Below are 13164 nucleotides of genomic sequence, written 5' to 3' on the forward strand. Positions count from 1 at the left end.
AAATCAATTACCTGCATTTCAGCTCAAATCCCTAGAAATTTGATATTGAACAATTAAAGAAAGCCTAAGCATTCAAAATTAGTTTTCGGGTAAAAAAAAGCTTTGTTTTGACTAAGTTTATACCCAGTCTAGTTGTGACAGTAAGACTGTTGTACTTTGTTTAAAAAAGGAGATTTTTAAATGTCTGGAATATGGTCATTTAGCGGTCGATACCGCATCTTACACTTGAGCTGGTTTGCTTTCTTTCTGACATTTGTGGTTTGGTTTAACTTTGCCCCATTTGCCACGGCAGTAAAAGCAGACTTGGGTTTAACGGAAGCACAACTTAGAACTTTGGCTATTTGTAATGTCGCTCTCACAGTTCCAGCCAGAATTATTGTGGGGATGATATTAGATCGCTTTGGCCCTCGGATTACCTATTCATGCCTGCTAGTTTATGCTGCCATACCTTGTTTAGCGTTTGCCTTGGCACAGAACTTTGAACAATTAGTTTATAGCCGCTTGGCATTGAGTATTGTCGGGTGTGGCTTTGTGATTGGTATCCGAATGGTGGCGGAGTGGTTTCCTGCCAAAGAAATTGGCTTAGCGGAAGGCATCTATGGCGGCTGGGGTAACTTTGGGTCGGCGGGTGCTGCGTTCACTTTACCGACTATTGCCGCCGCCGTCGCCTTTTTAAATGCGGGTCAAGTTAACTGGCGGTTTGCGATCGCTCTCACCGGAATTGTTTCCGCCATTTACGGGGTAATTTATTACTTTAACGTCCAAGATACACCCCCCGGCAAAGTTTATGAGCGCCCAGAAAGCAGCGCGGGGATGGAAGTCACAACCCAGAAAGATTTCTGGTTTATGATGCTGATGAACATTCCCTTAGTGGGGGTTTTGGGCTTAATCGCTTGGCGTTTAAATCGAGTTAACTTCATCAACAATACGCAACTGTATACCACTTGGTTTCTGCTGGCTTGCTTATATGCGTTCCAGGCTTACAATTGCTGGAAAGCCAATAAGAAATTGATGAATGGTACAAAACGATATCCTGCTGAAGAACGTTACAAATTTTCTCAAGTAGCTAATTTACAATTGGCTTACCTTGCTTGTTTTGGTTCTGAGCTTGCAGTTGTTTCCATGCTGCCTACATTTTTTCAAAGAAGCTTTGGCTTAACTGCGGCAATCGCCGGGGCAGTTGCTGGAACTTACGCATTTATGAACTTAGTAGCTCGTCCGGGTGGTGGTTTAATTTCTGACAAAATCGGCAGCCGGAAATGGACGCTGGCGGCGACACTCGCAGGCACCGGAATTGGGTATTTAGTATTTAGCAGTTTGGGTGGTAATATACCGCTTTTGGTTGTAGTAATTATGACCATGATTGCTTCCTTCTTTGTGATGGCAGCAGAAGGGGCAACTTACGCGATTGTCCCCCTGATTAAGCGGCGAGTGACGGGACAAATTGCTGGTAACGTCGGTGCTTACGGCAATGTGGGGGCGGTGGTTTTCCTCACTGTATATAGCTTGTTGCCTGAAGGCGCTGCGGGCGATCGCATCTTTTTCCAGATGCTAGGCTTAATTGGCTTAATTGCAGCTAGTTTTTGTGCATTCTTCCTCAAAGAACCGGAAGGCTCTCATGAAGGTGAAGAAGCAGAAGTTTTATCTCCAAAAACTGAAGTGTTTTCCCACGAACAGGAACGACATTAATTTCAACTTCTACCTAGCAAATATACACCCACACTCTTCTAGGGTGTGGCTACACAAACAAAGCCCGGATGGTGCGCGGGCTTTCCTCTTATTACCAGGTTGAGCTTAGTAGCGAGGATGAGGCGGCTTTACCTTCTCATCTTTGCTACCAAGAGATTAATTTTGGCTAGTTTGCTTCCACAACTTCTCCAAAACCTGTATTTTCTGAGTCAGAGCCGTAGCGCGATGAAGGCAATACTTGTCATACAACACTACCCCTACACAAGCTCCACCAAGAATAAAATAGGTAAGCCAGAGAAGGATATTTGCAAGTGACTCTTGCTCTTGGGGAGTAAGCATTTGCAAATTAATAGTGACAGTAGATGATTTTAGGCTTTCAGCTGCTTGCTTGGGAGCCGAAGCGCGATCGCTAGTCTTTTCCACCTCGCACAGCAAACGCTCTCCCTGTTTTACACAGGATAAATGCTGTACCTGTTCTGCATCTACAACCGGCTCCACGCTAGCCGCAGATGCGCTCGCACAAGCAAGCAATCCCGAAGCCGTTAAACACGCAGCTAGAAAATTAAGTTTGAATTTCATAGCTGATTGAAACCCTGTTGGGCTGTTCGACAAGCTGGAAGCGTTAAACCGTGCTTGTGTTATACCTAAAACCATTTTCCCTGCCTTCCACGTTGCACAAATTTTAAAAGTATTTTGTAGTCATTGATACTATTGTACATTTGTGGGACAAGACATTCATCACCAGATCGGGGCAATTTTGGACTTGCCTCGATCTCGAAGGCTTGCTAACAATGCATCTCGGCTAGTGATGAAAAGGCTAGGCGGGAGCGAGTCTTAATCCAGTATTGGGTTTGGGAAGCGATCGCGTCTGTGGAAAATGCGGTTTGAGCTAACCAGGATGCCAAACTTGCATCTGGGTTATGTCATCTATTTTTAACTTCAGCGCTAAAAGCTACTTTCAATACATTTTCACTTTTACTGCTTGGGTAGGTTTAATTGTCTAGAGATTTGAAAAAGGCCATTCATTATTTCAGAGGATGTCTGAAAAGTCATAATCCACACGCTTAGACGGTGGAGATCCCCCTTGCATCCCCCTTAAAAAGGGGGACTAAGACTTGATTCTCCCCTTGAAACGGGGGCTGGGAGTATCAAGCTAATTGACACTTCTGGGACATCCTCCCAACTATCTGGGGAGAAACAGCGGATTTCTTCTCAAAGAACCCTAGACACTTAATTAGGAAGATTTCCTAGACGATGCAGCAATAATCGGGCATTAGCAATTTTTCCCCTGGTTCTTTGTCTCCAACTAGAAACGAGAAATTCTGATTCGATGGCTACTAAAATTGAGGATATTTCATGTCATCAAATGCTCAATCTCAAACAATGGCGGCCGAGACGCTACAAAGTAGCGATCGCGAACTTACCTACCAGCAAACAATCCTTTGTGCCGCAGTAATTGGCATTGCTGGAGGATTAGTTGCAACTGCTTACTACTACGTGCTGGAAGGAAGTTTACATTTTGTCTGGCACACACTTCCTGATGTTCTCAACCCCTACTTCCCCAGCAATTTCCCCGCATGGAATTACGTGTGGATTGCCACTACCATTGGCGGATTTCTGGTTGGTGTCACGCTGCACTTAATGGGACTTCCCGGTGAAGTTTCCTTTGTCGTCGATAAAGTACACGATCCAGGGCGAATTTCTGTGCGCCAAACTCCAGCGATGATTCTAGCATCATTATTTTCGATTACCGCAGGCGGTAGCGCTGGCCCAGAAGCCCCACTTGTACAGATTAATGGCAGTTTTGGCGGTTGGCTTGGTCAAAAGCTCCATCTGACCCTGACAGCAACCCGCGTGCTAACCTTTTGCGGGATGAGCGCTGCCCTTGGAGCCTTCTTCGGTGCGCCTCTTGGTGGCGCACTCTTCGCCTTGGAACTTCCCCATCGTCGAGGCTTGGAATACTACGAAGCCCTAATCCCAGCCGTACTTTCAGCGATTTTGAGCTTTGTTGTGTTTCGGTTTAATACCGGGTTAACGATTGGTGGGATGTACCACTTTGCTGCTATTCCGAAACTGTCCCTAACTAATTTAGCTCAGGGTGCAATGCTAGGAATATTAGGGGCGCTAATTGCTGTCATCTTTATTTATCTATTCCGGATGATCGGACATCTGAGTGAGTACCTGCGACACCAGACGATTCTACTGGCCACGCTGGGAGGATTATCAATTGGTTTGATTGCATTGGTTTTCCCCCAAACGCTGTTTTTTGGCGAGAAAGAAATTCAAACCGTCGTTGAAACAGGTTCTACTTTTGGGATGACAATGTTGCTTGCGATCGCTTTTGCGAAAATGTTAGCGGTATGTTGCACCCTGCACTCTGGTTTCCGGGGTGGATTCATCTTTCCGCTGTTTTACATTGGTGCGGCGGTGGGTTTAGCTATTTCACTGGCTTTCCCCGAAATCCATCCGACAATTGGAATGATTTGCATGATGGCGGCGGTGAATGTGGCGGTGACAAAAACGCCCATCAGTACCACTGTAATTTTGGGCGTACTCTCCGATACAGCGATGGTTCCGGTGCTGGTAATCGCCAGTTTTGTGAGTTTCCTGTTGACCACCCAAGTATCATTGATTAAAACGCAGCGATCGCGTACTGTCTTTGGCGGAGAATCCCCGGAAGTAAGATTAGCTGCTGGCATTGCAAATACTTAAGAATGTAGCGTTTCTCAGTCGGGTGGAATATATCGCGGTTCTTTTGTTTTTGTCACCTTGGTAGGGACATGGCATTGCCATGTCCTTACAGATGTATCGCATGGGTGGAATATATCCCGGTTATGACGTTCAGCCCACCTTGGTAGGGATATGGCAATGCCATATCCGTATTCCCTATAGATGTATAGCACCTAACTCTTACTACAAAACTGCCCGAAATGTGACTGTAGGGACTTACCCAAATCTTCGGGCAAGACAGGGGACTAAGAAAAGCTATTAGCTTAGCGGTAAAAAAGTGAATTGCTATTAGTTTCTCAAACGCCACGCCCCTCAACGCGGGAAACCCACGCACGGGGGTGGCTTCCTAACCTTACAATTATTCTTAACTTCAGTTTTAGAATCAATCGTCGGAGCAACGAACAAATCCGATGTTCGCAAAATCACGCGCGCGATGTTTTGGGAAGAGTTAATCTCCTCAAAAACGGCTCCAAAATCCAAAATCCAAAATCTAAAATCAAATGGCTGATTTCTTTAAATTTGAAGCAGACTTCGTAGACTCCTTACGCTGCATTCCCATGCAAGTGCGGATGAAATTAGACACTTGCGGCGTAAAATTAAAATTACCGCACTGGCACCAATTTAGCCAAGTTGAGCGTCAATCTGTGGTAGATATGCCCTGCACCACACCAGACGAAATTCAAGCATATCGCCAATTTCTCCACCAGCGCGTTATCGAACACACAGGCATTCCCCCAACTGACTTGCCAGTAGAACCTCACCCTCCCTGGACGGATGCAATCAACGTGCCAGATACCATTCAGGAAAAAGCCGCTGAATTAGGGGTAACGGTGACACGCCAACAGTGGGCAGCCTTGACTCCCGCACAACGCTTTGCCCTAATTAAACTCAGTCGCCCCAGTCACGAAAACATGAACTTTTTACCAGCACTCAAAGAATTTCACCTAATGTAAGGCATCAAGAAATGTAAAAAATCTTCCTCCAACCTTGCTACAGCATAATTATTTGGTTAAGAATGAGGCGCTTAGAGTGCATTTACGCTCTTATTCTGGCGTTGCACCTTCAAATAATGTTCTTGTAGGGTGGGCTTTTGCCTGCCCTACTACTCGTAATTCATCTGCCAGTAAGCATTAGAGGAAGTATCAAAATGCCTTTCACCGCTAGCGTCATTTCAGCCCAAGAATGGGGAGCCAGACCTCCTAAAAAGTGGGCCGCCGAAACAGTTCCTAAATACGTCATTATCCACCACACCGATACACCAAATTCCCCAAGTGATATCTCGAAAGCAACTGTGGATGGAGCTAAAAGATTTGCCAAAAGTGTCCAGAATACACATATGGATGTTTTTGGATGGGATGATTCCGGTCACAACTTTTTAAACACAACTGGGGGCATTCTTTTAGAAGGAAGACAGGGTTCTTTAGCAAAAGTAAAGCGGGGTTTGTGCGTTAAATCAGCTCATTCTGGCAACCCGGTTGGTAACGAATCACCAGGGATAGAAAATGAAGGCAGGTTCATGACCTACCAAATGGGCGAAAAACAATGGAATAGCTTAGTGGAATTATGTGTTTCTATTTGCGATTCCTGCAAAATTTCTCCTGACAATATCAAAGGACATCGAGACTTTTCTGCTACTGATTGTCCTGGGGATTGGCTATATGCTCAACTACCACGTTTACGTCAAGCTGTGCGCCAAAAGTTGTCTACAGGGGGTGTGCCGCTAAGTGATGATTCTTTAAGGGTAGGATCTAGTGGTGCAAAAGTAAAAGAGTTGCAGCAGTTGTTGAAAGACAGAGGCTTTAATCCTGGCCCAATTGACGGGAGTTTTGGTAGCGGGACAGAAACCGCTGTAATTGCTTTTCAAAAGTCGCAAGGACTCAAGGCTGATGGAATTGTTGGTACTACTACTTGGAATGCGTTAACAAAACCTGCTACACCCCCTCCAATTAATCTGGTTAATATGTGTAAATATTACCAGGGATTGCCTCACCAAGATGAGGCGATGGAGTGGCTGCAAACGCAAATTCCCCAAGCAACGCTGGAAGAGTTTGCCAAAAAATGGCGTAACCAAAAGTAATAATTAAGTAGGGTGGGCAATGCTCGCCCTACGGAATTTTAATTAATAAAAATTTATAAATAGTATGGGCTATAAGAAGAATACAAAGCCTCACAACCTTCGTTATTAAGGTAAGTGGGGAACGAGGAATAAATCTAAATATTAGAGTTTTATTTAAAATTTAGGTGCGATGTTAAGTTGCGAATACCGCACCCTATACCTAAAAGTGGATGCCATTTAGAGGCAGCATTTTTTAAAATTTTCATCATGTACAAACACGCTCGAAAACGTAAACCCGAAAATATATGGTCGAAGGAATGCAACGACCTAATTCGGGGCGCAGCGGGTGGGTTTTTATTTGGAATTCCGCTGCTGTATACGATGGAAGTTTGGTGGATAGGATCGTTTACCAAACCGCCCGTACTTTTGGGGGCGATCGCATCCAGTTTTTTTGGAGTTCTTCTGCTAAATCGTACCGAAGGATTCCGCAAAACCAAGGGAATTAAAGCAAGTGATGCACTGATGGATAGCGTGGAAGCGATCGCTATCGGCATCGTCTGCGCTACTATTATCCTGATTTTGTTGCGCGAAATCACCCAGGATACCTCGTTGAGTGAGGCGGTGGGAAAAGCGATTTTCGAGGGTATCCCCTTTTCGCTAGGCGTGGCGCTTTCTCGTTCCTTGTTGAGTGGCGATCGCTATCAGGCTTCAGATGGTCAAGATACACCTCCATCTGCAAACCAAACCAGCATCAATGCCACTCTTGCAGACATCGGTGCCACTTTAATCGGTGCCACCATCATTGGTTTTAATATTGCGCCGACTGACGAAGTACCAATGCTTGCCGCCGCCTCCTCACCCCTTTGGCAACTGGCTATTATCGCCGCATCGCTGCTGATTTCTTATGGCATCGTGTTTCAGGCTGGTTTTACTGGTGAAGCCAAGCGCATCAAGCAGCGGGGTCTTTTTCAGCGCCCCCTCAGTGAAACTGTTATGTCCTATTTAGTGTCGCTTTTTGCCGCAACATTGATGTTGTGGTTCTTCCACAAGTTAAGCTTTGACGATCCGTGGCAAACTTGGTTGAGCTACATATTATTACTAGGACTACCAGCAACGATTGGCGGTGCTGCCGGAAGGTTAGCAGTATGACTCAGACAAATCAAGACAGCAATTCATCAGAAAAAGAGGAAAAGCAACCGCAGCGATCGCCTGCGGAATGGACTACTTTTGGTATAGCTACATCTATTTTGGCGGCGCTGGTCGGGCTGCTGCTTTATAATTGGGTTAACGATAAAGATCGTCCACCAGTTCTATCAGTCACGCCCAACGCTGAAATTAGGCAAGCTCAAGGGCAATTTTACGTACCATTTGAAATTACCAACTCTGGCGGAGAAACAGCCGAATCAGTGCAAATTATTGCAGAGTTGCGCGTCAATGGGGAAGTGGAGGAAACTGGCGAACAGAATATCGACTTTCTCTCCGGTGGTGAAAAAGAAGAAGGCGCATTTATCTTTAGCCGCAACCCGCGAGAAGGGGAATTAGTCTTGCGAGTTGCCAGCTACAAATTACCCTAAAAATTAATTATTGCCAGCTTTAAATCGCCTTGTTATGGGCAGGGGAAGTTAGCTGTATGAAAAATAAAGTTGTCGCTGCTAACACTAAATTTGCCTTTAAGCTTTTTGGAAAACTTACAAAACAGGAACCTGGCAAAAACATCTTTATCTCGCCAGCAAGTGTAGGTATCGCTCTGGCGATGACTTATAACGGTGCTGTGGGACAGACACAAGCGGCAATGGCGATCGCTTTGGAATTGCAAGAAATGAGCTTGCTACAAGTCAACAAAGCTAATGCACAGCTGTTGAAGACGCTAGAAAAGTTGGACGATCAGGTGGAATTAGCGATCGCTAATTCACTTTGGGCGCAGCAGGAATTCCCGTTTAAGCGAGATTTTTTACAACGTACTCAGGATTTCTACAAAGCCAAAGTTACCAATCTCGACTTTAGCGCTGCCGATTCGCTGGCAACTATTAACAACTGGGTGAGCGAAAATACCAACGGCAAAATCGAGACGATACTCAACAAACTCAACCCCCAAACTATTTTAATCCTGATCAACGCCATCTATTTCAAAGGTATTTGGACAAACCCTTTCGACAAAGAAAAGACGCACAATAGAGTTTTTACCCTACTCGATGGCACGCCCAAACAGCACCCGATGATGTCTCTGGACGAAACCGACCACCGCTACTATCGAGGTGATAACTTTCAGGCGGTCAGCTTGCCTTATGGTACTGGACGGGTAAGTATGTATATCTTCCTCCCAGATCAAGACTCAAGCCTGGAGGCATTCCACACCAATCTGAACGCTGAGAACTGGGAGAAATGGATGAACCAGTTCGACAAGATGAAAGGAAAGGTCATCTTACCTCGCTTTCAATTGGAGTATGAAGTAGAACTCAAAGATGCCCTGATTGCCTTGGGCATGGGAGCAGCTTTTGAGGAGGGAAATTTTGACCAGATGTGTGCGGAACCCGTCTGTGTGGGAAAGGTTATCCACAAAACCTTTCTAGAAGCCAACGAAGAAGGCACCGAAGCCGCCGCCGTTACTGCTGTGGAGATGGAAAGAGGACTTTCAGCACCAACTTTTACCATGATTGTTGATCGCCCATTCTTCTGCTGCATCCGGGACAATCAAACTGGAACTGTGCTATTTATGGGTTCAATCGTGGAGCCAAAATCTCCAACATCCGATTAATAAAGCAGGAGTACAGAAAATGGCTGCAAAGAAAATATTAATGATTGTGGGCGACTTTGTGGAAGACTACGAAGTGATGGTTCCCTTTCAAGCATTGCAAATGGTTGGTTACACCGTCCATGCTATCTGCCCCAACAAGAAATCTGGGGAAAAAGTGCGGACAGCGATTCACGACTTTGAAGGCGACCAAACTTATAGCGAGAAACCCGGTCACAACTTCACCTTAAACGCTACCTTTGATGAAGTAGAAGCGACAGAATATGACGCTTTGGTAATTCCGGGTGGACGTGCGCCGGAATATATTCGCCTTAACGAGAAAGTGTTAGAAATAACCCGCCACTTTTCCGAAACAAATAAACCTATTGCTGCAATTTGTCACGGGTTACAAGTTTTGGCGGCTGCTGGGGTTTTAGAAGGCAAAAGTTGCACAGCTTATCCCGCTTGCGGGCCAGATGTAAACCGCGCCGGGGGTCTTTATGTGCATATTCCCCCAGATGAGGCAATGGTTGATGGTAATTTGGTGACAGCACCAGCATGGCCTGCACATCCCCGCTGGTTGGCGGAATTTATGAAACTTTTGGGAACGAAAATCGAGCATCCAGAGATGGCGATCGCGTAATATATTCTCGCGTTTTGATGCAACCAATTTGCTCCCCCCTAGCCCCCTTTTTCTGGGGGTGAAGTTCTTATTAGCCCCCCTTAAAAAGGGGGGTGGGGGGGATCGTCTTTTATTACGCAGGATGGAAGTAGAAAGCTGCTCCTAGAATTATGTAAGTAGCCAAAAGTAGCACCCCTTCTAACCAATTAGAACGTCCGTCTAGACTGATAAGATTGGCAACTATAACTGCGATCGCTACCGCCACAACCTCAAAAGGATTGAAATTCAAATCCATTGGTTGACCAATTACAACGCCTACCAAAACTAAAATCGGCGCTACAAGTAAGGCAACTAACAAGCTGGAACCCATCGCTACAGAAACCGATAGATCCATGTTATTTTTCAGTGCTACACTAACCGCTGTTACATATTCTGCTGCACCGCCAACTAAAGGCAAAAGAATCACACCTGTAAAAAGTGGAGTTAAACCCAGTTGTTTTGTTGTTTCCTCTACAACTCCGACAAAAATCTCCGACTCAAAAGCAACCCCAATAGTAGCGGCGACTAAAACACCCATCCACAGCCATAAATTCGGCTTGTGTTCAGTCGCCTCACCTCCAGAACCGGGCGGCGTTTCTGCCTCTAAATCTAGTAATCCCACATCGTAAAGATAGCTGTGAGTTTTCAAGGAAAACAGCAGCGTTAGAGCATAAACTACGATTAAAACTGTAGCTACTGTGAGGGAGAGATTGCGAATCGCCGTAGGTTCTACCCCATTTGAGGTGTAGATTACTGTTGTAGGTAAGATGATAGCGATCGCTGCCAGCGTCATCGAGGAACCATTCACCCGCGCCACAATTGGTTTAAAATCTTGTTCCTTGTAGCGCAGACCCCCTAAAAGCATGGAAAGTCCCATTACTAGCAGTAAGTTACTGATAATCGTGCCAGTAATACTTGCTTTCACAATATCAACCAATCCTGCATTTAGGGCAACTAAAGCAATAATTAACTCAGTCGCATTCCCAAAAACTGCATTTAACAAAGCGCCAATAGAAGGGCCAGTAACGACAGCTACTTCTTCAGTGGCAGTGCTTAACCAAATTGCTAAGGGTACAATCGCTATAGCTGATGTGATGAATACACTCAGCGTACCCCATTTAAAAAATTCCGCTGCAATTGAGATGGGGATAAAGATTAACAGTCCCAAAGAAATTAATTTCTTTATTTTCATAGAGTTCTGGCGGTAATTTAAGGGCATTGCCACTTTAACCGAGATCCTGCACCAAGTGACAAGTAGTAGGGTGTGCTACCCATTGAAAAAATTTAACCCCAGAGGCGCGCCAGAACGCACAGGGAAGAGAAATAAAAGCGAAGCTGCCCAAAGTTTGCTAAAAATCATCTAGCTGTTTACAGAGTTCCTCAGGAACACTACCAGTGTGGAATTACTTCTAGTAGCCGATCCCTAAGTAGTACCTACAACGTTATCCCATAAAAAGGTATCAAATTATCCTTTGCAGGGAGAACACTTAATGACTTTACCTGGGACATCTGTATCTGTTTGGCTGGACACTACTACAGGCACTTCTTTTCCCCAATTAGCAGATGATATTTATGTAGATGTTGCCATTGTTGGCGGCGGTATCACTGGCTTAACTGCTGCCTTGCTGCTGAAACGCGCTGGATTAACGGTTGCTGTTATTGAAGCATCGCAAATTGGTTGCGGTGTCACAGGATACACGACTGCACACATCACCGAAGCTGCTGACGAACGTTACAAAGATTTGATTTCTTCCCTGGGGGAAGAAAATACCAAGCTGGTAGCAGAATCTAGTCGGGCAGCAATTGAACGTATTGCCCAATTTGTGAGTGAGGAGCAAATTGATTGCGATTTTGAGCGAGTTCCGGGATATCTTTACACCCAGAAATCTGACGATGTTTCTGAAATTGAATCAGAGGCGGAAGCAGCAAGTAAGTTGGGAATTCCTAGTGCTTTGACCAAAGATGTGCCGCTGCCATTCGGAGTAGAATCTGCGGTGTTGTTCCCAAATCAAGGGCAGTTCAATTCTCTTAGTTACCTGCAAGGACTTGCTAAGGCTATTACCAAAGACGGCGAAAGCTTCATTTTTGAAAATTCGTTTGTTGTCGATATTACTGGCGACAAACCGAGTCGGGTTTCCACCGAACAAGGTACTGTGACGGCTCAAAATGTCATTATTGCCACTCATACGCCAATTCATGACTTATCGAGTCTCCCAGACTTGTATGTAATGACTACAAAAATTGCTCCGTATCGTTCTTATGTGCTTGGCGTGCGGTTGAATTCAGCCTTACCCTCCGGTTTATTTTGGGATACAGATGAGCCTTATCATTACACCCGCAGCTACAAAGATTTGCTGATTGTCGGCGGTGAAGACCATAAGACAGGGGAGGATGTGGATACCGAGGAGCGTTTTCGGGATTTGGAAGCGTATGCGCGATCGCATTTTGATGTCGCATCCATCGATTATCGCTGGTCAGCCCAACTTTACGAACCAGTCGATGGTATCCCTTACATCGGCCAAACCGCAGCCCACTCTCACATCTACATTGCTACAGGCTATTCGGGCAACGGCATGACCTTCGGCACCGTTGCCGGAATGCTCGTCAGCGACCTCATCCTGGGGCGCGAAAACCCCTGGAGCGAAGTTTTTGACCCTAACCGCGCCAACCTCCTCGCTAGCGCCCAAAAGTTTGTCACAGAAAATTTGGGAGTTGCCAAACACTTTATCGCTGACAGGTTATTCAAGTCGGATGGAGAGGAACCGTCTGAAGTTCAAGTAGGCGAAGGCAAAATTCTTGACATCGACGGGAAAAAATATGCCGTTTACCGCGATGAAACTGGTTATCTCTGCTCTCTGTCTCCAGTGTGTACCCATGCTGGGTGCATTATTAACTGGAACAACGCCGAAAATACCTGGGATTGTCCTTGCCACGGGGGACGTTTCAGCCCTACGGGTGACGTATTAAATGGGCCGCCAATTAATGATTTGGATCAAAAACAACTTCCCAATAGTTATACATCCAAAGGGTGAGTAAATAGTTTTTCGGTTTCAACCCACAGGTTGATAAACTCACTTTAAGTGGTTGCTACTGTTTAACAGTGACAAACACAAACAACCGTGCATTAGATGAGGATAATCTAGCTGTAACTCAGCATCGTATGTAGAAAGAAGTTTAATCCTTAGGATAAATGCTTTCTTGGTGCGAAAGTAACAATAAGTTGTACGTTTTTGTCGCTTTCTGTACTTAATTACTACCAATACGGGATACAACTTTAGGGCTGAGCGCTTTGAAGTA

General features: G+C 45.4%; 12 protein-coding genes. 10 read left to right on the forward strand and 2 right to left on the reverse strand.

Annotated elements, in window-relative coordinates:
- Positions 1–180: 180 nt before the first annotated feature.
- Positions 181–1689 carry a NarK family nitrate/nitrite MFS transporter gene (locus H6F74_RS13615; RefSeq protein ID WP_190441891.1) on the forward strand — a complete coding sequence of 503 codons (1509 nt, stop codon included), beginning with the start codon at positions 181–183 and terminating at the stop codon, positions 1687–1689.
- Between the two features lie 156 nt (positions 1690–1845).
- Here H6F74_RS13615 and H6F74_RS13620 read toward each other — a convergent pair whose 3' ends face one another.
- Positions 1846–2268 carry a hypothetical protein gene (locus H6F74_RS13620; RefSeq protein ID WP_206756318.1) on the reverse strand — a complete coding sequence of 141 codons (423 nt, stop codon included), beginning with the start codon at positions 2266–2268 and terminating at the stop codon, positions 1846–1848.
- Between the two features lie 777 nt (positions 2269–3045).
- On the opposite strand from H6F74_RS13620, the gene H6F74_RS13625 reads away from it, so the two are divergent.
- The 8 genes from H6F74_RS13625 (at position 3046) to H6F74_RS13660 (ending at position 9849) form a co-directional block, all read left to right on the forward strand.
- Positions 3046–4401: a chloride channel protein gene (locus H6F74_RS13625; RefSeq protein ID WP_190441895.1), complete on the forward strand. Its 1356-nt coding sequence runs from the start codon at positions 3046–3048 to the stop codon at positions 4399–4401.
- Positions 4402–4480: 79 nt separating this feature from the next.
- Positions 4481–4681 (forward strand): hypothetical protein, encoded by a 201-nt coding sequence (locus tag H6F74_RS13630; RefSeq protein WP_190441897.1) that lies wholly within the window; start codon positions 4481–4483, stop codon positions 4679–4681.
- Between the two features lie 238 nt (positions 4682–4919).
- A complete protein-coding gene (locus tag H6F74_RS13635) occupies positions 4920–5372 on the forward strand; it encodes a nitrate reductase associated protein (protein WP_190441899.1) in 453 nt (150 codons plus the stop codon).
- Positions 5373–5566: 194 nt separating this feature from the next.
- Positions 5567–6496 carry a peptidoglycan-binding protein gene (locus tag H6F74_RS13640; RefSeq protein ID WP_190441906.1) on the forward strand — a complete coding sequence of 310 codons (930 nt, stop codon included), beginning with the start codon at positions 5567–5569 and terminating at the stop codon, positions 6494–6496.
- A gap of 246 nt (positions 6497–6742) precedes the next feature.
- A complete protein-coding gene (locus H6F74_RS13645; RefSeq protein WP_190441908.1) occupies positions 6743–7624 on the forward strand; it encodes a TIGR02587 family membrane protein in 882 nt (293 codons plus the stop codon).
- The gene (locus H6F74_RS13650; protein WP_190441910.1) at positions 7621–8049 is read left to right on the forward strand and encodes a TIGR02588 family protein; all 429 of its coding nucleotides are present in this window, start codon (positions 7621–7623) and stop codon (positions 8047–8049) included. The genes H6F74_RS13645 and H6F74_RS13650 overlap by 4 nt, the downstream gene beginning before the upstream one ends.
- 56 nt (positions 8050–8105) lie before the next feature.
- Positions 8106–9230 carry a serpin family protein gene (locus H6F74_RS13655; protein WP_190441912.1) on the forward strand — a complete coding sequence of 375 codons (1125 nt, stop codon included), beginning with the start codon at positions 8106–8108 and terminating at the stop codon, positions 9228–9230.
- Between the two features lie 19 nt (positions 9231–9249).
- Positions 9250–9849: a DJ-1/PfpI family protein gene (locus H6F74_RS13660; RefSeq protein ID WP_190441914.1), complete on the forward strand. Its 600-nt coding sequence runs from the start codon at positions 9250–9252 to the stop codon at positions 9847–9849.
- Between the two features lie 112 nt (positions 9850–9961).
- Here H6F74_RS13660 and cax read toward each other — a convergent pair whose 3' ends face one another.
- The gene (gene cax / locus H6F74_RS13665; protein WP_190441917.1) at positions 9962–11059 is read right to left on the reverse strand and encodes a calcium/proton exchanger; all 1098 of its coding nucleotides are present in this window, start codon (positions 11057–11059) and stop codon (positions 9962–9964) included.
- 298 nt (positions 11060–11357) lie between these two features.
- Here cax and H6F74_RS13670 point away from each other — a divergent pair, with 298 nt between their 5' ends.
- Positions 11358–12899 carry an FAD-dependent oxidoreductase gene (locus H6F74_RS13670; RefSeq protein ID WP_190441919.1) on the forward strand — a complete coding sequence of 514 codons (1542 nt, stop codon included), beginning with the start codon at positions 11358–11360 and terminating at the stop codon, positions 12897–12899.
- Positions 12900–13164 lie beyond the last annotated feature (265 nt).

Origin of the sequence: Trichocoleus sp. FACHB-90, from assembly GCF_014695505.1 — a bacterium.
GTDB classification, from domain to species: domain Bacteria; phylum Cyanobacteriota; class Cyanobacteriia; order Cyanobacteriales; family FACHB-T130; genus Funiculus; species Funiculus sociatus.